The 23,178-nt window shown below is 39.9% G+C and carries 24 protein-coding genes and 1 pseudogene; 21 read left to right on the top strand and 4 right to left on the bottom strand.

Going from position 1 to position 23,178, the window contains the following annotated elements; all coding sequences use genetic code 11:
• The first annotated feature begins 15 nt into the window (after positions 1-15).
• The 3 genes from X953_RS20335 (at position 16) to X953_RS17860 (ending at position 2,012) form a co-directional block, all read left to right on the top strand.
• Positions 16-972, top strand: a complete 957-nt coding sequence (locus tag X953_RS20335; RefSeq protein WP_052350197.1) for an N-acetylmuramoyl-L-alanine amidase — start codon at positions 16-18, stop codon at positions 970-972.
• A gap of 137 nt (positions 973-1,109) precedes the next feature.
• Positions 1,110-1,409, top strand: a complete 300-nt coding sequence (locus X953_RS17865) for a hypothetical protein (RefSeq protein ID WP_040956749.1) — start codon at positions 1,110-1,112, stop codon at positions 1,407-1,409.
• Between the two features lie 360 nt (positions 1,410-1,769).
• The gene (locus X953_RS17860) at positions 1,770-2,012 is read left to right on the top strand and encodes a hypothetical protein (RefSeq protein WP_040956748.1); all 243 of its coding nucleotides are present in this window, start codon (positions 1,770-1,772) and stop codon (positions 2,010-2,012) included.
• A 105-nt stretch (positions 2,013-2,117) separates the two neighbouring features.
• On the opposite strand, the gene X953_RS17855 is transcribed toward X953_RS17860, so the two are convergent.
• Both X953_RS17855 and X953_RS17850 read right to left on the bottom strand, forming a co-directional pair.
• Complete coding sequence (locus tag X953_RS17855) at positions 2,118-3,089, bottom strand: DNA cytosine methyltransferase (protein ID WP_040956747.1); 972 nt, start codon at positions 3,087-3,089, stop codon at positions 2,118-2,120.
• Positions 3,090-3,104: 15 nt separating this feature from the next.
• Complete coding sequence (locus X953_RS17850) at positions 3,105-4,196, bottom strand: HindVP family restriction endonuclease (protein WP_040956746.1); 1,092 nt, start codon at positions 4,194-4,196, stop codon at positions 3,105-3,107.
• A 140-nt stretch (positions 4,197-4,336) separates the two neighbouring features.
• On the opposite strand from X953_RS17850, the gene X953_RS17845 reads away from it, so the two are divergent.
• The 15 genes and pseudogenes from X953_RS17845 (at position 4,337) to yhbH (ending at position 19,057) form a co-directional block, all read left to right on the top strand.
• Positions 4,337-4,663, top strand: a complete 327-nt coding sequence (locus X953_RS17845) for a hypothetical protein (RefSeq protein WP_040956745.1) — start codon at positions 4,337-4,339, stop codon at positions 4,661-4,663.
• A gap of 179 nt (positions 4,664-4,842) precedes the next feature.
• Positions 4,843-5,109, top strand: coding sequence for a hypothetical protein (locus X953_RS17840; protein WP_040956744.1), 267 nt, complete (start codon positions 4,843-4,845; stop codon positions 5,107-5,109).
• 87 nt (positions 5,110-5,196) lie between these two features.
• Positions 5,197-6,234, top strand: a pseudogene (locus X953_RS17835) (protein prkA); the annotation flags it as partial.
• A gap of 296 nt (positions 6,235-6,530) precedes the next feature.
• Entirely contained in the window at positions 6,531-7,751 is a 1,221-nt protein-coding gene (locus X953_RS17830; RefSeq protein ID WP_040956743.1) for an acyl-CoA dehydrogenase, read from the top strand.
• A gap of 1 nt (position 7,752) precedes the next feature.
• Positions 7,753-8,526 carry an SDR family oxidoreductase gene (locus tag X953_RS17825; RefSeq protein WP_040956742.1) on the top strand — a complete coding sequence of 258 codons (774 nt, stop codon included), beginning with the start codon at positions 7,753-7,755 and terminating at the stop codon, positions 8,524-8,526.
• Positions 8,527-8,625: 99 nt separating this feature from the next.
• The gene (locus tag X953_RS17820) at positions 8,626-9,186 is read left to right on the top strand and encodes a TetR/AcrR family transcriptional regulator (RefSeq protein ID WP_040956741.1); all 561 of its coding nucleotides are present in this window, start codon (positions 8,626-8,628) and stop codon (positions 9,184-9,186) included.
• A gap of 30 nt (positions 9,187-9,216) precedes the next feature.
• Positions 9,217-9,606, top strand: coding sequence for a thioesterase family protein (locus X953_RS17815; RefSeq protein ID WP_040956740.1), 390 nt, complete (start codon positions 9,217-9,219; stop codon positions 9,604-9,606).
• Positions 9,606-10,682 (top strand): phosphotransferase family protein, encoded by a 1,077-nt coding sequence (locus X953_RS17810; RefSeq protein WP_040956739.1) that lies wholly within the window; start codon positions 9,606-9,608, stop codon positions 10,680-10,682. Before X953_RS17815 ends, X953_RS17810 begins: the two co-directional genes overlap by 1 nt.
• Entirely contained in the window at positions 10,679-11,410 is a 732-nt protein-coding gene (locus X953_RS17805; RefSeq protein WP_040956738.1) for a 2-phosphosulfolactate phosphatase, read from the top strand. The genes X953_RS17810 and X953_RS17805 overlap by 4 nt, the downstream gene beginning before the upstream one ends.
• Before the next feature lie 30 nt (positions 11,411-11,440).
• Positions 11,441-12,415, top strand: a complete 975-nt coding sequence (locus tag X953_RS17800) for a quinone oxidoreductase (protein ID WP_040956737.1) — start codon at positions 11,441-11,443, stop codon at positions 12,413-12,415.
• Positions 12,416-12,465: 50 nt separating this feature from the next.
• Entirely contained in the window at positions 12,466-14,070 is a 1,605-nt protein-coding gene (locus X953_RS17795) for a long-chain fatty acid--CoA ligase (RefSeq protein ID WP_040956736.1), read from the top strand.
• A gap of 85 nt (positions 14,071-14,155) precedes the next feature.
• The gene (locus X953_RS17790; RefSeq protein ID WP_040956735.1) at positions 14,156-15,034 is read left to right on the top strand and encodes a 3-hydroxyacyl-CoA dehydrogenase family protein; all 879 of its coding nucleotides are present in this window, start codon (positions 14,156-14,158) and stop codon (positions 15,032-15,034) included.
• The gene (locus X953_RS17785; protein WP_369792748.1) at positions 15,030-15,815 is read left to right on the top strand and encodes an enoyl-CoA hydratase; all 786 of its coding nucleotides are present in this window, start codon (positions 15,030-15,032) and stop codon (positions 15,813-15,815) included. The genes X953_RS17790 and X953_RS17785 overlap by 5 nt, the downstream gene beginning before the upstream one ends.
• 108 nt (positions 15,816-15,923) lie before the next feature.
• Positions 15,924-17,606 carry an acyl-CoA dehydrogenase family protein gene (locus tag X953_RS17780; protein WP_084715777.1) on the top strand — a complete coding sequence of 561 codons (1,683 nt, stop codon included), beginning with the start codon at positions 15,924-15,926 and terminating at the stop codon, positions 17,604-17,606.
• 287 nt (positions 17,607-17,893) lie between these two features.
• Positions 17,894-19,057 carry a sporulation protein YhbH gene (gene yhbH, locus X953_RS17775; protein WP_040956732.1) on the top strand — a complete coding sequence of 388 codons (1,164 nt, stop codon included), beginning with the start codon at positions 17,894-17,896 and terminating at the stop codon, positions 19,055-19,057.
• Between the two features lie 40 nt (positions 19,058-19,097).
• On the opposite strand, the gene X953_RS17770 is transcribed toward yhbH, so the two are convergent.
• Positions 19,098-19,451 carry a hypothetical protein gene (locus X953_RS17770; RefSeq protein ID WP_040956731.1) on the bottom strand — a complete coding sequence of 118 codons (354 nt, stop codon included), beginning with the start codon at positions 19,449-19,451 and terminating at the stop codon, positions 19,098-19,100.
• A gap of 119 nt (positions 19,452-19,570) precedes the next feature.
• On the opposite strand from X953_RS17770, the gene X953_RS17765 reads away from it, so the two are divergent.
• From X953_RS17765 to X953_RS17755, 3 genes are all read left to right on the top strand, one after another.
• Entirely contained in the window at positions 19,571-20,983 is a 1,413-nt protein-coding gene (locus X953_RS17765) for a SpoVR family protein (protein WP_040956730.1), read from the top strand.
• 358 nt (positions 20,984-21,341) lie between these two features.
• Complete coding sequence (locus X953_RS17760; protein ID WP_040956729.1) at positions 21,342-22,112, top strand: nucleotidyltransferase domain-containing protein; 771 nt, start codon at positions 21,342-21,344, stop codon at positions 22,110-22,112.
• A gap of 15 nt (positions 22,113-22,127) precedes the next feature.
• On the top strand, positions 22,128-22,664 hold the full coding sequence (locus X953_RS17755) for a histidine phosphatase family protein (RefSeq protein WP_040956728.1): 537 nt from the start codon (positions 22,128-22,130) through the stop codon (positions 22,662-22,664).
• Positions 22,665-22,746: 82 nt separating this feature from the next.
• Here the strand turns inward: X953_RS17755 and X953_RS17750 are convergent, their stop codons facing one another.
• On the bottom strand, positions 22,747-23,175 hold the full coding sequence (locus tag X953_RS17750; RefSeq protein ID WP_040956727.1) for a GNAT family N-acetyltransferase: 429 nt from the start codon (positions 23,173-23,175) through the stop codon (positions 22,747-22,749).
• Positions 23,176-23,178 lie beyond the last annotated feature (3 nt).

The raw sequence follows: 23,178 nt of genomic DNA, 5'->3' as shown, positions 1-23,178 counted from the left end.
AGGAGTTGTTGCGAAATGAATATTAGAAAACTTTTAGTTTCTAGTAATGTGGCTAAAAAGGTCACTTATAGTGGAAAGAATAGCAAGAAGTTCATCGTTATCCATGAAACAGATAATACAAGAAAAGGAGCAGGTGCTGATAATCATGCCCGTTTGCAGTATAACGGAAATAGCCGTAGTGCTAGTTGGCATTATCAAGTAGATGGTAAGGAGATTGTTCAATCTTTCAAAGATGATGCTCAATGTTGGGCTGCTGGGAATAAGTATTACAACCAAAACGGAATTCAGATTGAGATCTGTGTAAATCCTGATAGTGATTTTAAAACAGCAGTTAAGAATACAGTATGGCTAGTAAAATACCTTATGAATAAATACAATATACCGATTGAAAATGTAATACAACATAACCGTGCTTCTGGAAAGAACTGTCCTAGATATTTAAGAAGTGGTGCAAAGGGAATTAATTGGAAACAGTTTATTGACATGGTGAAAGGGATTAAATCTTCTACACCTAAAAAAGAAGAAACCAATAACATTCCTTCTACTTATAAAATTAAGAAGGGTGACACTTTCTGGGGAATTAGTAGAAAATATAATATTTCAGTTAATGACATTAAAAAATACAATCCAAATGTAAACCCTAATTCTTTACAAATTGGACAAGTAATCAAACTTAAATCTTCAAACTCTACTTCAAAACAAAAACCACAACCAAAACCAGTTTCTAAATATCCTCTTCCTTCTGGAATTCTCAAATACGGAAGTAAAGGTGAAAAAGTAAAGCAATTACAAAGAGCCCTGAATGCTGTTTACTTCAAGGTTGGCAAAGTTGATGGAAGTTATGGACCAGCAACAAAGGATGCTGTTCGTAGATTCCAAAGTATGTACTACGGACTAAAAACAGATGGCATTTATGGTCCCGCTACAAAAGCGAAATTAGAACAAAAACTAAAAGAAATGAACCTCATTTAATAACTAATAAAGATTGATAACTGTTATTAATCAATATATTACTTATAACCACCATTAACAATCATTATATCTATTATAACTCTTATAACAGTTATCTTCTTTTATTAATAAATATTAATGAAAGGAGTTGATTAATAATGTTTGAGAGTGTAGAAGTATATTTCCTCATTGGTGCTATCTTCTCTGTTGTAATTGCTATACTTACTCCATTTGGCAGAACTTACATTAAAAAGTTCTACAATTTCCTAGTTAGAAAACTTGGAAAAGAGACTGCTGACTTGATTATGAGGGCAATCAAATCTCTTATTAAGTACTTAATTAATAATAAAGATAAAATTAAAACAGTAGTTTCTAAGAAATCTAAAGGAAAAGTTAGCAAAAAAGACCTAGACTCTTTCGAAGATGGGTACAAAAAGGGGAAAGATATAACAAAATAATTAGTAAAATACTGCAAAGATAGTTGAATGATAACCAAAGATAGAACAAGAATGGTAATAAATAAAATACCTAAAATAAATTGAATTTAATGCTGAAATAAATCCATACATAGGGATAGCCGTAAGGTTAGACCTATGTAAATAATGGTTTTAATACTTTGTGGAAGGTTTTTCACGACATTTATTTATATTAATTTTATGCTACTTAATATGAGAGTAAATGGCATATATTAAGAAACGCTTTTTCTTTTTATTTTTCTTATATTTTCTTCATTTTTTATTAAGAAAAAAGAAGGAAACCGCCTTTTGACCTATAAATGTACAAGTGTAAAACAAATAATCTTTAGGAGGCTGATACTCATGTCAGTAAAGGAAAATCTCATGTTAGCAATGGTAAACTTAGGTCAGATTGGTGCGAAAGAAATTTTATCAATTTTAATGTTCGTGATTGTTTTCGGAACAATTTTTATGCTTATTGGTTATATGTATAACCGTTTCATTAAGCCGAAACTTTCAGACAAACAACAAACAATCTTCAAGCCAATATTCACTTACTTTGTTCTAATGGTATTTGGAATTGGTATTGTATCAATGTTTATGTAATGTAATAAAGGGATAAGGGGATAACACCTCTTATCTTTTTTTATTATCTATTATTCCAATGTATATGTAATTTCGTAGATAAAAAAAAGTAACTAAGGATTAACCCTAGTTACCAATAACCTCAAACATATCCATTTGGTCGTGTATGACTTCATGAGTATTATTTTTTCTTTTATATTCTACAACATTACCTTGACTGCTTACATATTGATCAATAGCATTCGCAACAAACTCAGCCAATTTTACAGGAACAGCGTTTCCTATCATTTGTTCTAAGTTTGTCTTACTTCCTTCAAAAATAAAGTCTTTAGGAAAAGTTTGTAGATAACTTCTTTCAATAGTAGTTAATGCACGGACTTTTCTAGGGTCTTCTGTGTCACGTGGATGACCTTTATATCCGTCAGGTACTGGTCTATTTACACCCCTGACAGTTGGAGCAGGTTCGTCAATGCTAAATACACCTCTTCTATTATAGTTTCTAGGGTGTCTATAATAATGTTCAAGTCCTAGACTATCACCAAAATACATTCTTGGTGTCATTGGTTCTTTACTTATCTTATCTTCAATGAACGGGAGGAAAGCATTGTCTTTACCGCCTAATTCTCCAAACAAGAAAAATCTTTTTCGTTTCTGAGGAACACCACAAAGAGAGGCATCTAATATCCTAGAAGTTAAGCCATATCCTGCTTCTTTAAAAATGTTAACTGCCCTTTTGTAAACATCATATTTCTTAATCTGATCTACATTTTCCATTAAGAAATACTTAGGTTTTACATTGGCAATGATATTAGCATAATCAGTTGTTAAGTTTGCATTAGCCTCTTCTTTCCGTTTTCCTGCTGAAGAGTAATCTTGACATGGAGGACCACCTATAATTATATCGGGGTTTTGTTTTATAAAAACATTGTAGTCCTCTACATTAGATAAATCATATTCATATATTGGGTGTTCAAAGTTTTTCTTGTATATTTCAATAGCCTTGTCCCAATTCTCATAAGCAGATATTATTTCAAAACCTGCATTTTGGAAGCCTAAAGACAAACCACCACAACCAGAAAACAAATCAATCGCGCGCATAATTTCAACTCCTATTTATTCTTCTTCAAATATATCAGTAGAGGCAGAAATTGCAGCATCAAATCTTCTTTCAGGGCTTAGCATTTTTTGACCGCCCCCTAAGACTATATTTGCAATTTCTTCTCTTTTAATTCTAGGTGTTAATAACTCATTACTTCTCATATACGGATTTGTCTTATTGCCATTAGAAGCAAAAGCCTTATCCGTTTGATTATGAAAAGGCATAGTATAAATTTTACTACTATCTATTCTATCATTAAATGTAGATTGATGTAACAGATATAGTAACCAAACAAGTGCGCGCGAATAACGGTCTATTTTAGTTCTATTTACATTTATTGAGTCGATAAAAAGTCTTGTAAGTGCAAAGTCAGACCATACAAACATATCCAAACAATTATCTTCTAATGCTGGAGTTTTCCCTTTAGTTTTCCAGACTGGGTTCATGATTAAAGGACTTTGTTTGTCAAGATTTGCACTTAATATACTATTAAGTGTATATATCATATCAGGTAACAATTCCAATAATGTATACTCGTCAGTCCAGTCTGTGATTCTATCAGTAACTGGATTCAATAATCTTTCTAAAGAAAGTTTATCATGTTTATATATTTCTACTATATTAATTGCTAAGTGTATTATAGAGACCGTTCTAATAACAATCTCACTTCCATACTGAACCTCGTCTTTATGATAAGTTGCACTGTCAGGTATTGCTGTGAGTTTAACTTCATGGTGAGAATAGTATTCTGGTGGTTCTTCCCCGTCTGTAAGAGACTTAATAACTAAATCACTTCTCAATAAGGACCTATCCAACTCATTGTGTGGTTCGTACAATCCTTCGAATTCATAATAGACATCATCAATTGTTTTATCTTCTGGTATTCTAAACAGATTCCTTACAGTTATGTAGTCTTTATATACTTTTAGACTACTATCTTCGCTACCTAACTTAAGATAAACAGGGTTAATATTCTTACTGTCCATATAACAGGCTAATGCAGCAGGAAAACTACTGTTAAACTGATTTTTTCCCCAATTATCTTCTTCTGTAAAATCTCTATTTGAATATTTCAATCCAAACAACCCAGATTCTTCGTTTGCCATATTTACTCCTTTCCCCCGATATACTTCTAACTTACATGAAATAGGAAAAAGGTTCCATAGTTTTATTTAAATTACTTGTAGATGATTAGATTCACGTTATCATGAGAGGTAAATAAAGACACACAAGAAGGGTGATTAATTTGGGGAAGTATTTTGGTGTTACTTTCAACTTTGAGGAATATAACTATGTAAAACATATGCTCACTGACCATGCGAGTGCTTTCAACAAAAGAATAAATATCTTTCTTTTATTAAACATTGATATGCTAGAAATATATATTAGCCAGATTGATAGGACATTATTTGATCGTGTACTTATATATGACCATGAGGAACTAGGAAGTTGGGAGAACCTCAAGCAGTTCTCATTGATTTGCAATAAATACAATTTAGAATGGTCTATCCTAAAGCAAGATTTACATAGTGATGTTCCATTGGAATTGGATTATCTATTAGAGATTGTTTAATTCTTTTTAAGATTTATCAAGAATGTTATTTCATACTAATTTGGTCTTTTAAGTTTTATGATATCCTATATTCAAACAAACAAAATAAAAGGCCAAGATGTATAGCAAGTCAACAATCATAACACATATTTATAACACTATTCAGTAATACATACGGCCTCCATTAGGAGGTAATACGTATGCAGCAGTTTACAGAAAAATTACACGAAAGTTCAATCCCCAAAGGACATATATTGTCTTCAAGGGGAGGGGTTGCAATGAATGAGGATGTTCAACTCCAAGACAGTGAACAGGCAAAAGAAATTAGACAGATAGAAGGAAAGTGTGGAATAATCACAGTATTCAAACCTTCCCGTCAAATTGCAGAAACAGACGAAGATATCCACTCACTTATTGCAAGAGTATTATTAATTAAACAGAAAAGACTTCAAGCCGCTGGAGAATAATCCAGTGGTTCTTTTTATATTGTAAATATGTTGATAATTAAAAATACAGTCTGGTATTTTATTTTTAGTATACATCATTATATAACTGATGAGTTAATTGTGGCTCATACGAACGAGGCGGAATATCGCTCATTTATTGCAAATCAGAAAAATGAAGCGCTGCATTCCAGAATTATTGTTATGCCTATTCCGTATAATCTCCAGGTAAGTCAGGAAGAGCGCATATATCAAAAAATGATTCACGACAGCGATATGGCTCATGTGCATATAGCTCCACATGCTTTAAGAGTTGCGGCCATCTTTTCAATCCTAACCAGATTGGAGGATTCCAAGAAACAGGGCGTTGATATTGTTAAGAAAATGCGGCTGTATGATGGTGAGAGTGTAGAAGGCTTTAATCAGTTGGATGTGGAGGAATTGAGGAAGGAGTTCCCTGTAGAAGGGATGAAGGGGATTGATCCACGGTATGTGATTAACCGGATCTCATCCACTATCATTCGTAAAGAAGTACCATCCATTAACGCTTTAGATGTACTCCGCTCGCTTAAAGAAGGGCTGGACCAACATGCATCCATATCTGATGATGATAAAGAAACCTATATGAATTATATTTCAATTGCACGAAGAGAGTATGATGAAATCGCCAAGAAGGAAGTTCAGAAGGCCTTTGTATACTCGTATGAAGAATCTGCAAAAACCTTAATGGATAACTATCTTGATAATGTCGAAGCGTTTTGCAATAAAAATAAATTAAGGGATCCATTGACAGGGGAAGAAATGAACCCGGATGAGAAGTTAATGCGTTCAATTGAGGAGCAGATTGGAATTTCGGAAAATGCCAAACGTGCTTTCAGAGAAGAGATTTTAATTCGGATTTCTGCATATGCCAGAAAGGGTAAACGCTTTGAGTACAGTTCCCATGAACGTTTGCGTGAAGCAATTCAGAAGAAGTTGTTTGCTGACCTGAAGGATGTAGTGAAAATCACCACCTCATCCAAGACGCCAGATGAGTCCCAGCTTAAGAAGGTTAACGAAGTGATTGCCAGATTAATAGATGAGTATGGATATAATTCCGTATCAGCAAATGAATTGCTGCGTTATGTTGGAAGTTTGCTGAACCGGTAGAGCTTGAAATTGACAGAACCAGGATAAGTGCTGGTTCTGTCTTTGTGTTGACATGAGGCAGCGAAAGTTCGTTATGTTATTCAATCAGTTACTAAAACCAAGCAAACTTTGCGGCACAGATATCTCTTCAGTAAAAAAATGCATCCATTTTAGTTCAAGCATTCCTTTATTTTGAGGCAACTAATCTTTTCTCCAACACTTGCATTTTTTCTCCACTTGCTATATATTGGTTATAATATTCTGAACATACTATCCGGTTAGTGAGTTAACCACAGTATATATAGAGGGGTGTTGTAATGGATTTCTCTTATTCAACGAAAGTGATTGAGCTCCAGAGGAAGTTAACAAATTTTATGGAGGAGCATGTCTATCCAAATGAGAAAACCTATGAAGTACAACTAAATGAGCAAACAAGTCGATGGGAAAAAGTGCCACCGATTATGGAGGAGTTAAAACAGAAGGCAAAGGAAAAGGACTTATGGAACCTTTTTCTTCCTGACAGTACATATGGCGCAGGATTGACGAACCAGGAATATGCACCACTTTGTGAGATAATGGGTCGTTCCATGATTGGTCCTGAGGTGTTTAACTGTAATGCTCCGGATACCGGGAATATGGAAGTTCTCGCGCGTTACGGGTCAGAGGAGCAAAAAGTGAAATGGCTTGTTCCATTGCTGAATGGCGAAATCCGTTCCTGTTTTTCCATGACCGAGCCGGATGTGGCTTCCAGTGATGCAACAAATATAGAAGCGAGTATTACACGGGATGGTGATGAATATGTCATTAACGGACGGAAATGGTGGTCTTCGGGAGCGGGTGACCCTCGCTGTAAAATCGCCATCGTTATGGGGAAAACCAATCCGGAAGCAGCGAGGCATGAACAGCAGGCAATGATCCTTGTTCCCTTGGATACACCTGGGGTTACCATTGAACGGATGCTGCCTGTATTTGGTTATGACCATGCCCCACATGGACATGGAGAGATAACATATGAGAATGTGAGAGTCCCTGTAGAAAATATCATCTGGGGGGAAGGCAAAGGGTTTGCTATTGCACAAGGGAGGCTTGGACCGGGGAGAATTCATCACTGTATGCGGCTAATTGGTGCAGCAGAGCGGGCCTTGGAGGAAATGTGTAAGCGTGTGCAGCAACGGGAAGCCTTTGGAAAAAAATTGGCTGGACAGGGTGTTGTACAGGAATCGATTGCTGAATCAAGGATTGATATTGAACAGGCCAGATTACTGACTCTAAAGGCAGCTTACATGATGGACACTGTTGGCAATAAGAAAGCAAAAGCAGAAATAGCGATGATTAAAGTAGTGGCACCAAGCATGGCGCTACGTGTCTTGGATAGAGCCATTCAGGCATTTGGCGCAGCTGGTGTGAGTGATGATTATACGCTTGCAGCCCACTGGGCAAATGCCCGGACACTAAGACTTGCGGATGGACCGGATGAGGTGCACCGCAGACAGATTGCCAAGCTCGAATTAAAAAAATATCACCTGGAGGGAAGATAATATGAACGTTCTTGATCTATTTAGATTAGATGGCAAGACAGCAATTGTCACAGGGGGTGCACGGGGACTTGGAGCACAGATTGCAGAAGGATTTGCAGAAGCAGGGGCCAATGTAGTTATTTGCTCACGCAAGCTGGAGGCCTGCCAGGAAATGTGTGAACAATTGAAGAAACATAATGTGGGTACTCTGGCGGTTGCTTGTGATGTTACCAATCCGGATGATGTGAAGCAGGTTGTTTCCGAAACAAAAGAGAGGTTCGGCTCCATTGATATTCTGGTGAACAACAGTGGTGCCACATGGGGAGCGTCTGTTGTCGATATGCCTCTTGAGGCATGGCAAAAAGTAATGAACGTCAATGTTACCGGGACTTTTTTGATGAGCCAGGAGGTTGGTACAGTGATGATTAAGCAAAACAGCGGAAAAATTATCAACATCTCATCAGTGGCCGGCTTTGGCGGAACAGATCCTGCTTATATGGACACGATCGGATACAATACAAGCAAAGGTGCGATTATGACATTTACAAAAGACCTGGCAGCAAAATGGGGGCAGTACAATATTCATGTCAACGCAATAGCACCAGGGTTTTTCCCGACCAAGATGTCACAGGTGCTTATTGACTACGGCAAGGATAAGATCTTGCAGGGAACGCCTCTCAAACGACTGGGCAGTGATTCGGATTTAAAAGGCGCAGCATTATTCCTGGCATCCAGCGCGTCCGACTATGTCACAGGAGATATTTTAGCCGTAGATGGCGGAGCGAGCGCGCTATAAATAAGATTATTGAACAAGCACCGGGGTCTGGAACCTGGAAAAGTGTTTTTTCCACAAACACTATAATAACTAAAAAAATTAACAAATGGGGAATCAGCGATGAAGGAAAGAATGACAGCACAGAGTATTAAATTATTTGAGAAAAAAGGTTTCAGCCAGACATCGATTCAGGATATTGTAAACGAACTTGATGTCACCAAAGGAACGTTCTACTATTACTTTTCCAGCAAAGAGCAACTGTTAATGGATATCCATTCTGATTACATTACTCAGCTATTAAGCCGACAACAGAAAATTATTCAACAGGAGGAGATTTCCCAGTTGGAAAAGATTCGCCGCATTATTTCCCTGTTGATTACCGATATAGCGGATAAAGGATCAAGTGCGCGTGTCTTCTTCAGGGAAATACGCCACTTGAAGAGTGAAAATATCGAACAGATTAAGCAACAGAGAAATGAGTTCCGTTTTAACATTGAAAAAACCTTGGATGAAGGAAAAGAAAAAGGGGAATTCCGTGAAGGCCTGCGTTCAGACATGATCGCATTTGGCATTTTAGGTGTTACCAATTGGAGCTACCAATGGTATAAGCCTGATGGAACTATAACCCCGGATGAACTGGCAGAAATTTATACAGACATGATTCTAAACGGTATTAAGTAAATGGAGCATGGAGGAACAGGAGGGACATAGTTGGACATTAAGGTGAGGTTTGGTGAGACAGATACATTGGGTCATATCAATAATACAAGTTACTTTATTTATATGGAGGAAGCCAGAATTGAGTTTTTGGCAAAAATGGGAATTGATATACAAAAGGAAAATTATGCATTTATGCTAGTATCGACAAAGTGTGATTTTATTAAGCAAGGATACTTCGGCCAGGTACTAGGTGTTACCACAGAGGTAAGCAGAATGGGTACAAAGAGTATGACATTAACAAGTACCATGAGGGAGAAGGAATCAGGAGATGTTATTGCAAGAGGAGATGCCGTCCTTGTTTACTTCAATGTGAACAAACAGAAGACTGTTCCGATACCTGAATCATTCAAAGAAATACTGAGTAGTAAGGCGGTGAAATAATGGCAGACCAAACTACCGAAACGATCGAAGTACGAAAAGGAGAAGAACTGGATAAGCAACGGCTGGCGGACTTTATTACCGGAAATATTCCCAGCATTCCTGAGGGGAAATTAGAATTAAAACAGTTTGCAGCTGGACATTCAAACCTTACCTATCTTGTGAAAATTGGCGATTGGGAAGCCGTGCTGCGGAGACCACCATGTGGCCCGGTAGCACCGAAAGCCCATGATATGGAGAGAGAATATCGCATCTTGTCAAGCCTAAATCCTGTATTTTCCGCAGCTCCAAAGCCATACATCTTTTCGGATGATTCTACTATTATCGGCAGTCCTTTTTTTCTTATGGAAAGACGAAACGGAGTTGTGCTGGATACCGAATTTCCAGCGAATATAGATTATAAGCCAGAACTGGGGAAAAAGATATCTGAATTAATGGTAGACCAGCTTGTGGCATTACATCAGATTGATTATCAAACTACAGAGCTTGCCACTATGACAAAACCGGATGGATTTATGGAGCGGCAGGTTGCCGGTTGGATTAAGAGATACGAAAGGGCAGAGACCGACGATGTCAAGGATGTCGGCATACTGACAGACTGGCTGCAGAACCACATACCAGCCTCTCAGGAACCAAGTATTATTCATTATGATTATAAATTAAATAATGCAATGTTTTCTGCGGATTTTAAAGAAATGACAGGTCTGTTTGACTGGGAAATGACTACAGTTGGTAATCCATTAGCAGATTTGGGGGCCGCGATGAGTTATTGGATTCAGTCAGACGATCCGGAAATATTGAAAAGAGGGCTAGGGAAGCCGCCAGTGACGGTATTGGATGGTTTCTATACACGAAAGGAGTTCCTGGAAGCCTATGCGGAGAAAAGTGGACGAGATATTTCCGACATACATTTCTATCTGACATTTGCTTATTTTAAACTTGCTGTTATTTGCCAGCAAATTTATTACCGTTATAAGCAGGGGCAGACAAAGGATAAACGATTTGCGCACTTTGATACATTTGTTGCAAACCTGATCCGCTATGCCTGGGAGACTGCAAAGGGCGGAGGAGTAAAGTGAAGGTACATCTTCTTTGGAAGAAAGAAGAAATCGATCCAAGCCAAATAACAGAAGATAAGCTTGCTGTTCTGTTTGATGTTCTGCTTGCTACTTCGACGATTACAACCTGTTTGGCATATGGGGCTAACCAGGTAATCCCCTTTATGAATGCGCAAGAAGCACATGCGGCAAAAGAAGGATGGAATGACCAGAATGACATCTGTATTGCAGGAGAATACAATGGCCAGACCCTATCTGGCATGCTCGCACCTACCCCATTAGCACTTCGAGATCAGGTGAAGGAGAAAACGGTTCTATTATCGACAACCAATGGGACTGTGGCAATACGGAAGGCGGCACAGGCGAATAAAGTTTATATTGCATCATTATTAAACAGCAAGGCAGTAGCGGATGCGGTAATCCAAAAATATAATGGGGAGACGATTCTTGTTATTTGTTCGGGATCCGGTGATCAGTTTAATATGGAGGATTTTTACGGAGCTGGTTGCTTTATTCACCAATTGGTTACTGCAGCAGAAGAAGCGGTTGACTTAAGTGATAGCGCCCTTGCCGCAAGTATTTTCTATCAAAATACAAGTAACCAGGCTGAATCTATCTTGTCGGCAGCAAAGGTAGGCAGGAAGATGCTTGCATATGGTCTTGGCGATGATCTGCACTATATAAGCCAAATCAATTTCCTGGATGTAGTCCCGCAATTAGTGGGCAGGGAAAGAATTAAACTCAGGTAAAAGAATATATATGATAGGGAGGAACATAGTTTGAAGGCAATCTTGTTTAATGAATACGGTTCTCCGGATGTATTGCAGGTGGTAGATCAGGAGATTCCGCAGATAAAGGAAAATGAAGTTTTAGTAGAAGTAAAGGCGGTTGGAGTGAACTATGCAGATACGGCAAGAAGAGAGGGACAATACGTCGTACCGACAGAATTGCCCTTCACCCCTGGTGCTGAGGTTGCGGGTATTGTAACAGAAGTGGGTGCAAAGGTTCAGCATGTAAAGAAAGGGATGCGAATAGTGGCCCTAATTGAGTCAGGTGGCTACAGCGAATATGTGGCACTGCCGGCGGCCACTATTATTCCCGTACCTGATGGGGTGGCTTTTGAAACAGCTGTTGCATTGCCCCTTCAGGGATTGAGTGCCTATCACATTTTAAAAACGATGGGACGCCTCCAGGAGGGTGAGACAGTACTTGTTCATGCAGCAGCAGGAGGTGTAGGCTCATTGGCTGTCCAGCTTGCCAAGCTGTTTGGTGCCGGCAAGGTAATCGCAACAGCAAGCACGGAAGAAAAAAGAGAATTTGCAAAAGAACTTGGCGCTGATGAAATGGTTAATTATACAGTAGATGGCTGGGAACAGCGTGTAAGGGAACTTACAGACGGCAAGGGAGTGGATGTTGCAATGGAAATGGTGGGGGGAGAGGTTTTTCATAAGACAGTTAAATGTCTCGCACCATTTGGACGTCTGGTTATTTATGGAGCGGCTAGCGGTGAGCAAGCAAAATTTTACCCGGGAAGCCTGATGAAGCGAAATCAATCTGTTATTGGTTTCTTTCTGCCCCAGATCATGAGACATCCGCAACTGCTCCAAGAAAGCCTTCAGCATCTGTTGGGATATGTCAGCAATGGGGACTTGCAGTTGACCATTGGTGGGACCTATCCACTGACGGAGGCAAGAGAGGTACACCGGCTATTACAAGGCAGGAAGACAAAGGGAAAGCTTGTATTAATACCGTAACAGTTCACTCGGCAATTATGTAAGCGTTGCCAACAAAGGGGAGATATGCAATGGAAAAGGTGTGGTTAAAGCAATATCCTTCACATATCAGGCAGGAAGTCGATATTCCTGATGAGTCGCTTCCGGAAATGCTTATGCAGAAGGTTTCCGAGTATGAGGATCATCCCGCATTGTATTTTTACGGAAAAAAGATTACCTATAAGGAGCTTGGGATGCAAGCAGCTGGTTTTGCTGCTGCACTGCAGCAAAACCATGTAGTGAAGGGCGACAGGGTGGCCGTAATGCTTCCCAACTGTCCGCAATATGTGATCAGCTATTATGGAGCATTGCAGGCTGGCGGGATTGTTACCCAAGTGAATCCAATGCTGGTTGGGAAAGAGCTGGCACATATTCTGACAGATTCCGGTGCGGAAACGATTGTGATTCTTGAACCGTTGCTTCCCGTTCTCCAGCAGATTATTGATGAGACTGCTGTGAAAACAGTTATTAAGGTAAAGCTGGATGGACAGGAAACAGAGGACGGTGTGACCACAGGGTTCTCAGCCTTTTTACAACAGGCAGCCGGATTGCCAAACCCCGTGCAAATTAACCCGGCAGAGGATATTGCCCTTTTGCAATACACTGGAGGTACTACCGGAAGATCTAAGGGAGCTATGCTGACTCACAGGAATTTGTTGGCAAATGTCATCCAGATGTACGAGTATTTTAAAGACAAGATTACCTTGGGAGAAGACCGTTATTTAACAGTTATTCCACTTTTTCACGTGTTTGGCATGTCGGCATGTATGAATCTCTCCATTTATACTGGTGCGATGAGTATAATGTTGCCCAAGTTTGAACTGGAGGAAGTGCTGCATACAATTAAAGATCTTCAGCCAACGACATTCCCGGGTGTACCGACAATGTATGTGGCCATCAACAGTCATCCCCAGGCGGAGAAGTTTGGAATTGACAGCATCAGGATTTGCAACAGTGGCAGTGCGCCTATGCCTAAAGAGCTAATGCGTTCCTTTGAAAAGAAAACAGGTGCGATGATTTTGGAGGGGTATGGGCTTTCTGAAAGTTCCCCTGTTACCCACTGCAATCCATTATTTTCAACAAGAAAGCCGGGAAGCATTGGGATTGGAATTCCAGGGACGGAATATAAAATATTTGATTTGGAAATAGGTGAGAAGGAACAAGCCCCCGGGGAAATGGGAGAGTTGGTTATTCGCGGTCCCCAAGTGATGAAAGGGTATTGGAATATGCCAGAGGAGACCGATTTGGCATTGCAGAACGGCTGGTTGTATACAGGAGACATTGCCAGTATGGATGAAGATGGTTATGTCTATATCGTAGACCGAAAAAAAGATTTGATTATTGCAAGTGGATATAATATTTACCCGCGTGATGTGGAAGAGGTTATGTATGAACACGAGGCCATACAGGAGGCGGTGGTTGTAGGCATTCCTGACGAATATCGCGGTGAAACGGTAAAAGCAGTTGTTGTGCTGAAAGAAGGAACCCAATGTACAGAGGAAGAACTCATTGCCTACTGCCGGGAAAATATGGCTGCATACAAAGTGCCTCGTGTCATTGAATTCCGTAAAGAACTGCCAAAAACAAATGTGGGTAAGATTCTCCGCAGAGCAATTCGGGATGAAAGCCGAAAATAAGAAGCATATATTTGGAAGGGAACTTCTCCCTTCCAATCTATTACAAAATAAATACTAACCAGTTAGTAAATAAGGAGGAAATGAAATGGGAATAGAGCATGTTCAACAGGTTGCTGTCATTGGTGCCGGTTCAATGGGACATCAGATTGCCATGCTATCAGCACTCGGTGGATTTAAAACCTATTTACAGGATGTTCAGGAACCAGCATTAGTGAAAGCTAAAGAGCAACTCACGGGTCATATGGATAAATGGGTGGCAAAGGAAAAGATTACACAGGAAGGAAAGGAAAAGGCATTCTCCCATCTGCATTTCACAACAAGCATGGAGGAGGCCGTACAGCATGCCGATCTGGTCATTGAGGCGGTTGTAGAGAAACTGGATGTAAAACAGAAGGTGTTCCGGCAGTTGGATGAGCTGGCACCGGAACATACAATACTTGCTTCCAACAGTTCTACTATTGTGAACTCCAAGCTTGCAACCGTTACGGCAAGGCCGGATAAGGTACTTAACATGCATTTCTTTTTCCCACCGCTTGTGATGGATTGTGTGGAGGTAGTAAAAAGTGAAAAAACTTCAGACGAAACAGCCCAGACAGGGATGGACTTTTGCGAAAAAATTGACCGTACCGGTGTGCTTCTTGAAAAAGAGATTTATGGATTTATCGCTAACCGCCTGCTTTTTGCTATTTCCAATGAAGCATTATACCTCTTTGAAAATGGTTATGCCGATTTTGAAGCAATTGATCTGATTACCAAAAAAGCGCTCCGGCATCCAATCGGACCTTTTGAACTTATGGATTTATCCGGTATAGATGTTGGTTATTACGCCAACATGCAGCTTTATCAGGAGACAGGAGACCCTAAAGACCTACCAGCTAAATCGATTGAGGAAAAAGTAGAGGCAGGGCATCTCGGAAGAAAGACAGGCAAGGGTTGGTATGACTATAAGGAAGGGAGAAATTAACATGGCAGAATTGGTTACATACAGCAAAGAAAATGGGATTGCTCATATTATTATTGACAACCCGCCATTAAATGTGATGGGAAGCGCGGTACAACAGCAAATAAAGAAGGTATTTGAACAGGTACAGCAGGATGAAGAGGTTGTCTGTGCTATTTTGACAACAGCCGGGAATAAAGCCTTCATGGCAGGTGCTGATATTAAAGAATTCCCCCAACTAATGGATAACCCAAATATGAAAGAGGAGGTAATGGAAATCCATGGTATGCTGCACACCGTTGATCAATTGCCAAAACCCACCATTGTCGTACTGGATGGACTGACACTTGGGGGAGGTTGCGAATTGGCGCTAGCTTTTGATATTCGTATCGCTGAAGCGCATGCCTTCATTGGCCTGCCGGAAGTTAAACTGGGACTGTTCCCTGGCGGTGGTGGTACCCAAAGGCTTTCCAGAGTCGTAGGTGCAGCAAAGGCAAAAGAAATGATGTACACAGGCGAGCCTATTGCAGCTTCAGATGCAGAGAAAATCGGCCTTGTCAATCATGTTACTCCACAGGGGGAAGGGTTAAACCTTGCTATGAAGCTGGCTGGTCAGATTGCCAATCAGTCATTGCAGTCATTGTTCAGAATCAAGCAGGCGGTAGATGAGGGATTGGAGAAAAACCTGCAGGATGGCATCGATTTGGAGGCAACGCTTTTTACTGATGTATTTCAGACAGAAGATGTCCGCGAGGGTGTTGATGCGTTTATAAATAAAAGTAAACCTGTATTCAAGCATAAATAGGAGTATAGGAGCTGGTAGCAAAACAGGACAGGAGGAATTAAATTGCGAACTGAAAAATTACGGACAACCGGAGGGTCCTTCTTAATCCGGCAACAACCACCAGAAGAGATGTTTTTCCCGGAAGATTTAACAGATGAGCATAAAATGATAAAGAAATCAGCCCGGCAATTTGCAATAAAGGAAGTGGAGCCCAACCGTGATGCCATCGAAGATCAGGAGTTTCCTGTTGTTGTAGGACTGATGAAAAAGGCCGGTAAGCTTGGTCTTCTTGCACACAGTATCCCAGAAGAATTCGGCGGGTTGGGTCTTGATAAAATAAGCAAAGGGCTTGTTGGTGAGGAGGTGGGACGCACTGGAAGCTATGGTGTAGCACATTCCAATCATACCTGTATTGCGACACTGCCTATTACGTATTATGGCACTGCCGAGCAAAAGCGAAAGTACTTGCCAAAGCTCGCAAGTGGTGAATATATTGGTGCTTATTGTCTCACAGAACCGGAAGCAGGCTCTGATGCGATGGGCGGAAAGACGACAGCTGTTCTGAATGAAACTAAAACACATTATTTACTAAACGGAACAAAGCTCTACATTACCAATGCGGCGTTTTCTGATACCTTTATCGTCTATGCCAAGGTGGATGGCAATCAGTATACTGCATTTATCGTAGAAAAGGATTTCTCGGGCTTGGAACTTGGACCAGAAGAGAAGAAGATGGGTATTAAAGGATCCTCTACATGTTCAGTAATTCTGGAGGATTGTAAGGTTCCTGTTGAAAACGTACTCGGTGAAGTAGGGAAAGGGCATATCATCGCCTTTACCGTTCTTAATCTTGGTCGCTTCAATCTGGGGTCCGCATGTGTCGGCGCCTCCAAATATGCATTAAGTGAAGCAGTCGACCATATTACAGAGCGAAAGCAATTTGGCCAGCCGATTGCTGAATTTGGTGTTTCCAAAGAGAAGATAGCAAAAATGGCTGCCCGCATCTATGCATCGGAATCTATGCAATACAGAACATCAGCATTGCTGGAAGAGGCATTGCACGGAATGGATCAGGAACAGGACCAGCGACTGGTAGCTACAGCATTATCCGAATATGCTATAGAATGTGCTGCCTGTAAGGTATATGGTTCAGAAACATTGAACTATCTTGTGGATGAGGGATTACAACTACATGGTGGTGCCGGTTTTATTAATGAATACCGCATTGAACAGATGTACCGCGATTCCCGGATTAATCGAATTTTTGAGGGGACAAATGAAATTAATCGCCTGCTGCTGCCGGGCCAGTTTCTAAAGAAAGCCGCGAAAGGTGTGCTTCCATATGAACAGGCTGTAAAGGATGCATTTACTTATCTGCACGAAGCATCGACAGAGGAAAGTGGGGACCGGCTGAAACTGGTTCAGGATATTCGCTCCATATATCTTGTTCTTGTTGAGCTGGCACGTAGAAAGTATGATACTCATCTGGAGCAGCAGCAAGAGGTACTTATGAAGCTGTCTGATCTGGCTATACATCTATTTGCCTCCGAATCGGTGTTAATGCGTACAAGGAAATATAGAGATGAGCAGAAGGATGGTATTAAACAACATCTGATGGAAGCATCCCTAGAAGAGGCACGTAACCAGATCCTGTTCCTTGTACAGCAGCTGGAAGGAGAACTTTTGGAGGAACAAACAAAGATTCGTAATCAGATTGATTCGTTATTAAAATCTCATTCTTTTAAAGGATCGATCCATCGTAATCGTGGGGTAGCTTCGTATATATATGAGCACGGAGGTTATATCAATTAAAAAAGGACTGCCATGTGCAGTCTCTTTTCCTGCATATGAAAATCGCAGCATTAGGAATGCAGCGACGCCGAATAATCCAGATTCTCGCCGAAAGATTCCCCCATGCAGCCGAAATCTGCCTTCCGCCTCACAACTACCATTCACCCATACAAACATCACCACTCTTTTTCTCATTTTCCCCTAAGTTTTCTAAAAAGTGCAATAACTAGAGCCGAGCTGCATAGGATAAAGAAAGCAATCAATTGCTTGGAAGGTAAGTTTTTAACAATTTTACAGGAGGAGATAGTATGCAGGAGAAAAAGGAAAATTTCGTTGTCTCCCAGGAAAACTGGTCCCTCCATCGCAAAGGCTATCAGGATCAACAACGTCACATGGATAAGGTGAAAGAAGCCATTAAGAACAACTTGCCGGATTTAGTTAGTGAAGAAAATATTATTATGTCAAATGGTCGGGATGTCATTAAGATTCCTATACGGTCATTGGATGAATATAAAATCAGGTACAATTATGATAAAACAAAACATGTCGGGCAAGGCGATGGGGATAGTCAAATTGGTGATATTGTTGCCAGAGACGGCAGTAGTCAAGGAGAAGACGGTGCTGGTAAAGGAAAAAAAGCGGGAGATCAGCCTGGCCAGGATTATTATGAAGCAGAGGTTTCTCTAGCTGAGTTGGAGGATGCTCTCTTCCGGGAGATGGAGCTACCTAATCTCCAGGAGAAGGAGCAAGCTGAAATTATTACAGAAAAAGTGGAGTTTAATGATGTACGCAAAAAAGGGCTTATGGGTAATATTGATAAAAAACGGACGATTTTAACAGCAATTAAACGGAATGCAACAGAAGGAAGACCAGGGCTTACACCCATTTATAATGACGACCTCCGATTTAAGACATGGAATGATGTCATCAAACCGGAATCTAAAGCGGTAGTACTTGCGATGATGGATACGAGTGCATCCATGGGAACATTTGAAAAATATATTGCAAGAAGCTTCTTTTTCTGGATGACAAGGTTCCTCCGATCAAAGTATGAATCCGTGGAAATTGCCTTTATCGCTCATCATACCGAAGCAAAGGTTGTCACGGAAGAAGCCTTCTTTTCTAAAGGAGAAAGTGGTGGAACAATTTGTTCGTCGGCGTATTATAAAGCTCTGGAGCTTATTGATGAACGATTCAACCCAACACGCTATAATATTTATCCTTTTCATTTTTCAGATGGAGAGAACATCACATCTGATAATCCGAAATGTATAAAGCTCGTCAATGAAATTATGGATGTGTCAAGCATGTTTGGCTATGGAGAAGTAAACGGATATAGTCGAAAGTCAACTTTAATGCGCGCATATGAGAATATTAGTGATGAAAAGTTTCGCCATTATATTTTAAAAGAGAAAAATGATGTATATCATGCGTTGAAGAGCTTCTTTCAAAAAGAAACAACAAACGTATAAGAGGAGCAAGTGCCATGACTTTACATGTCGGGCACTTGTTTCATTCACCTGCAAGTTCAATAGTATAAATAGCTCGATCCGTTACAAGCGAAAAGCGCTCTCCATCAAACTGGTAGAGAGAAGAATCTTCCAAAGGTATCTCATACAGTGGGGAAGGTAATGGCTCAAATTGGCTGGTGGCATTTTCAATTCTTCCCATTCCGTTTAAATGTAAGGAATGCATCGGCTCATAATCATCCAATCTCTGTGAGTCGGTTTCATAGGAAATACGGTCCAAGCGCATAATTATTTCATCATAATCATCCAATTCCTGTTTAGCAATTTTTACCGTTTTACCGTTCCATTTATGAAGTAGTTTATTAAATTGTTCGATTGATAAATATTGTTGATGCATAATAAATCCCTCCTAACTATAAGTTTTCCTTATCCAAAATAATCATACATTTTTCTGGAGGGTTCATGTTTTATATGTAGTAGCATACATTATATAAAGTCAATTGGGGGGATCTAATTTTGAAGGAAACAGAGGAACTCAGTCATGCGATTAGTGAAATAACTGAAATCGCCGCTGGATTTGGTCTTGATTTTTATCCCATGCGTTATGAAATTTGTCCTGCAGATATCATTTATACATTTGGTGCATATGGAATGCCGACAAGATTTTCACATTGGAGTTTTGGGAAACAATTTCACAAGATGAAGCTTCAATATGATTTAGGATTGAGTCAAATTTATGAGTTGGTTATCAATTCTAATCCTTGCTATGCCTTCCTGTTGGATACAAACAGCTTAATCCAGAATAAATTAATTATTGCCCACGTCCTTGCCCATTGTGATTTCTTCAAAAATAATGTGCGTTTTTCCAATACCCGTAGAGATATGGTTGAAAGTATGACTGCTACTGCTGAAAGAATCGCAAATTATGAGCTCATCCATGGAAAGAAGGAAGTAGAGGAATTTTTGGATGCCGTGCTTGCCATCCAAGAACATATAGACCCATCCATCGTACGTCCGAAGCTGCCATCGTATGATATGGAGGAGGAAGAGGCAGAGGAAAAAGCTGTTAAAACCCCTTATGACGACCTTTGGCAATTGGACCGAATAGAGGATAAAAATAATCGATTACCTGCATTAAGAAAAAGCAAAAAGTTCCCACCAAGACCTGAGAAGGATCTTTTGCTGTTTATCCAGGAATATAGCCGGGAGCTGGAAGACTGGCAACGTGATATTCTGACTATGATGCGTGAAGAAATGCTTTATTTCTGGCCACAGCTTGAAACCAAAATTATGAACGAGGGCTGGGCATCTTATTGGCACCAACGCATACTAAGAGAAATGGACCTGACCTCAGATGAAACGATTGAATTTGCGACGCTAAACGCGGGTGTTGTGCAGCCATCCAAACAGGGTATTAACCCTTATTACCTAGGTTTGAAAATATTTGAGGACATCGAAGAACGCTACAATAATCCAACAGAGGAAATGAAAATGCTTGGCGTGAAGCAAAATTCAGGAAGAGATAAAATTTTCGAGGTAAGAGAGATGGAATCAGATATATCCTTTATCCGCAATTATTTAACGAAGGAATTAGTACAACGTGAAGATATGTACCTTTTTGAGAAAAAGGGAAGGAATTATCAAATTACGGATAAAGACTATAAAAATGTGCGTGAACAGCTTGTTTCCATGCGTGTGAACGGCGGTTTTCCATATATTTGTGTAGAAAACGGGGACTATTTACGTAATGGCGAGTTATATCTCGTACACAGTTATGAAGGAACAGAGCTGGATGTAAAGTATTTGGAAAATGTCCTGCCATATATTTATCAGCTTTGGGGCAGAACCGTTTATATGGAAACATATGTAGAGGAAAAGAAAGTCGTTTTTTCCTGTAATGGGGATAAAATTAACCGAAGACAGGCATAAGGACGAAACCCGGAAGGTACGCTATGTATCTTCCGGGTTTAATTTATGGAAGGAGAAAGTCAGCCGGAGAAGAGGTTAATCGGCAGGAGAGCAAAAGAATCCGCCGGAGAAGAGGTTAACCGGCAGGAGAGCAAAAGAATCTAATTACCTATATTGAACTTTATAAGATTTTGTCTTGCCATACATTATTTATCGAAACGACTGTTTACATTACTTCCAAGTTAGTTCCTCTATCTTGCGAACCACTGGAAATCCTCAACATATATTCCTAAATGTTGTCTTTACTACTTGTTTTATTTATCAGTATAAGTATATAATGGCGTAATATTTATTTATATAAGAAAAGGGGGAAAGGCGTTTGCTTCAAGAAGATGCTGTAGAAAAAATAACGGAGAGTCTAAAAGCAGATCCACTTGTGAAAGCAATTTTCCTTAAAGGGTCGATGGGTAGAGGTGAGCATGACGAGCATTCTGATATTGATCTATACTGCCTGGTTGACCAAAAAGATGAAGCACTGTTTCTGGAAAAGCGACTCATGCACCTTAAGGCATATCAAGATATATTATTTTGGGATGATATTTTTATTATTGCACCACAAATTATTGCTGTATATAATAATCTCCTTCACCTCGACCTCTTTACAGTTACGGAACAATCATTTAAGCAGAAGGATTATTTTACGGTACTATATGACCCGGAAGGCAGATTAGACAAGTATAAAAGCTCACAAAATTTACGATTGTCGGAAGAAGAATTCAAAGATGATGTCATAGATGTTGTGTGGTTTTTGTTTCAATATAAGAAGTCGGCTTCCAGAGGGAATGACCTATGGTCTGTGGCTATGCTGCAGCATGTGATGACACATATGGCAAGGGTATTGCTTCATCATTATTGTCCTGAACGTGCGCAACTGGGACTAAAGACAATAGCATCCTCTGTACCGGAACAGATGGTAAGTAGTATTACAGCTATTTTTGAAAGCCTTACCCCTGAAGCTCATTCACAAGCAGCAAGGCGTATTCAACAGCTTGTTGCTAGCGAAAAGGAGTGGATAATTTCCGCCCTGAATTTGGAAGGGAAAAAGAGAGTACAGGCTTTCATGGAAAAAATGCTTACTATACCATTATAAAGAAGGAGCAAAAACATGAGTAAATTAATCTATGTAGTAAGACATTGTAAGGCAGAGGGGCAAGAACCAGAAGCTCCGCTTACAGAACAAGGCAAGCAGCAGGCAAATCAATTAGCAGCTTTTTTTAATAAACGACCAGACCGTATTATCTCAAGTCCTTTTATAAGAGCCCAACAGTCGGTCGATGCGTTGGCCTCAAAATGGGATATGGAGATAGAAACTGATCCAAGACTTGCTGAACGTGTATTAAGTAAAGAGAATCTTTCAGATTGGTTTGAAAAACTACGAATTACGTTTGAAGATCTGGAACTAACATATCCTGGTGGGGAATCGAGTAATAAAGCAACACAACGCATTGTGTCCGTAATAGAGGAATTAGAAGATGATACGAGTACCATCCTAGCTACACATGGAAATTTGCTATCACTTCTTCTCATGTACATAGATCCGAATTATGGATTTGAATATTGGAGCAGTCTTACAAATCCAGATGTATTTGAGCTCAATATAGCTAATGGAAAGGCAACTATCCACAGAATTTGGGAAAAGTGACGAAATCAACCTCCGATGAGGCTACCAGTCGGAGGTTTTCTAGGAATTGAAAATTAACGCTAATTGGCAAATTACTTATCTTCTATATTAATTTTTTGAAAACGAAACTTACTCTATCATACGCCATTCTCTCCTCATAAAAGCGATGGGCCTCTGTACGTTGTAAACCGGAGGACAAAGCAACAGCTTGATACTTGTTTTTTTTAGCCCAATTCTCTACAAAGGACAGTAACTTCTCCCCGAAACCATTGGAACGCTTATCCTCTTTTGTAACCAAATCACACACCCAAATGAACCGGCCATAATAAAGGGTGATCATTGGTTTATATCCAATGACAGCAGCTATTTCCCCGTGCTCATAAAGAGCAACAAGGTGGTACATATCTTTTTCTATAGCTTCTTGAACCAGTTCTATATATGAATCGAGATCAAGATGCGAACGAAGCTCATTCATAATCGGAAAAGCCTCTATAATATCTTCCTTTAATTGTAGCTCCTTTATTTTAATCATCTA

The sequence above is a fragment of the Virgibacillus sp. SK37 genome, from assembly GCF_000725285.1.
Classification (GTDB): domain Bacteria; phylum Bacillota; class Bacilli; order Bacillales; family Amphibacillaceae; genus Virgibacillus_Q.
The sequence above is the reverse complement of the archived record's forward strand: the minus strand, read 5'-3'. Positions and strand labels throughout refer to the sequence as shown.

Coding starts and splice junctions, on each gene's coding strand:
- X953_RS20335 (WP_052350197.1), top strand. CDS start 16: ATGAATATTAGAAAACTTTTAGTTTCTAGTAATGTGGCTAAAAAGGTC.
- X953_RS17865 (WP_040956749.1), top strand. CDS start 1,110: ATGTTTGAGAGTGTAGAAGTATATTTCCTCATTGGTGCTATCTTCTCT.
- X953_RS17860 (WP_040956748.1), top strand. CDS start 1,770: ATGTCAGTAAAGGAAAATCTCATGTTAGCAATGGTAAACTTAGGTCAG.
- X953_RS17855 (WP_040956747.1), bottom strand. CDS start 3,089: ATGCGCGCGATTGATTTGTTTTCTGGTTGTGGTGGTTTGTCTTTAGGC.
- X953_RS17850 (WP_040956746.1), bottom strand. CDS start 4,196: ATGGCAAACGAAGAATCTGGGTTGTTTGGATTGAAATATTCAAATAGA.
- X953_RS17840 (WP_040956744.1), top strand. CDS start 4,843: ATGCAGCAGTTTACAGAAAAATTACACGAAAGTTCAATCCCCAAAGGA.
- X953_RS17830 (WP_040956743.1), top strand. CDS start 6,531: ATGGATTTCTCTTATTCAACGAAAGTGATTGAGCTCCAGAGGAAGTTA.
- X953_RS17825 (WP_040956742.1), top strand. CDS start 7,753: ATGAACGTTCTTGATCTATTTAGATTAGATGGCAAGACAGCAATTGTC.
- X953_RS17820 (WP_040956741.1), top strand. CDS start 8,626: ATGAAGGAAAGAATGACAGCACAGAGTATTAAATTATTTGAGAAAAAA.
- X953_RS17810 (WP_040956739.1), top strand. CDS start 9,606: ATGGCAGACCAAACTACCGAAACGATCGAAGTACGAAAAGGAGAAGAA.
- X953_RS17795 (WP_040956736.1), top strand. CDS start 12,466: ATGGAAAAGGTGTGGTTAAAGCAATATCCTTCACATATCAGGCAGGAA.
- X953_RS17790 (WP_040956735.1), top strand. CDS start 14,156: ATGGGAATAGAGCATGTTCAACAGGTTGCTGTCATTGGTGCCGGTTCA.
- X953_RS17780 (WP_084715777.1), top strand. CDS start 15,924: ATGTTTTTCCCGGAAGATTTAACAGATGAGCATAAAATGATAAAGAAA.
- yhbH (WP_040956732.1), top strand. CDS start 17,894: ATGCAGGAGAAAAAGGAAAATTTCGTTGTCTCCCAGGAAAACTGGTCC.
- X953_RS17770 (WP_040956731.1), bottom strand. CDS start 19,451: ATGCATCAACAATATTTATCAATCGAACAATTTAATAAACTACTTCAT.
- X953_RS17755 (WP_040956728.1), top strand. CDS start 22,128: ATGAGTAAATTAATCTATGTAGTAAGACATTGTAAGGCAGAGGGGCAA.
- X953_RS17750 (WP_040956727.1), bottom strand. CDS start 23,175: ATGATTAAAATAAAGGAGCTACAATTAAAGGAAGATATTATAGAGGCT.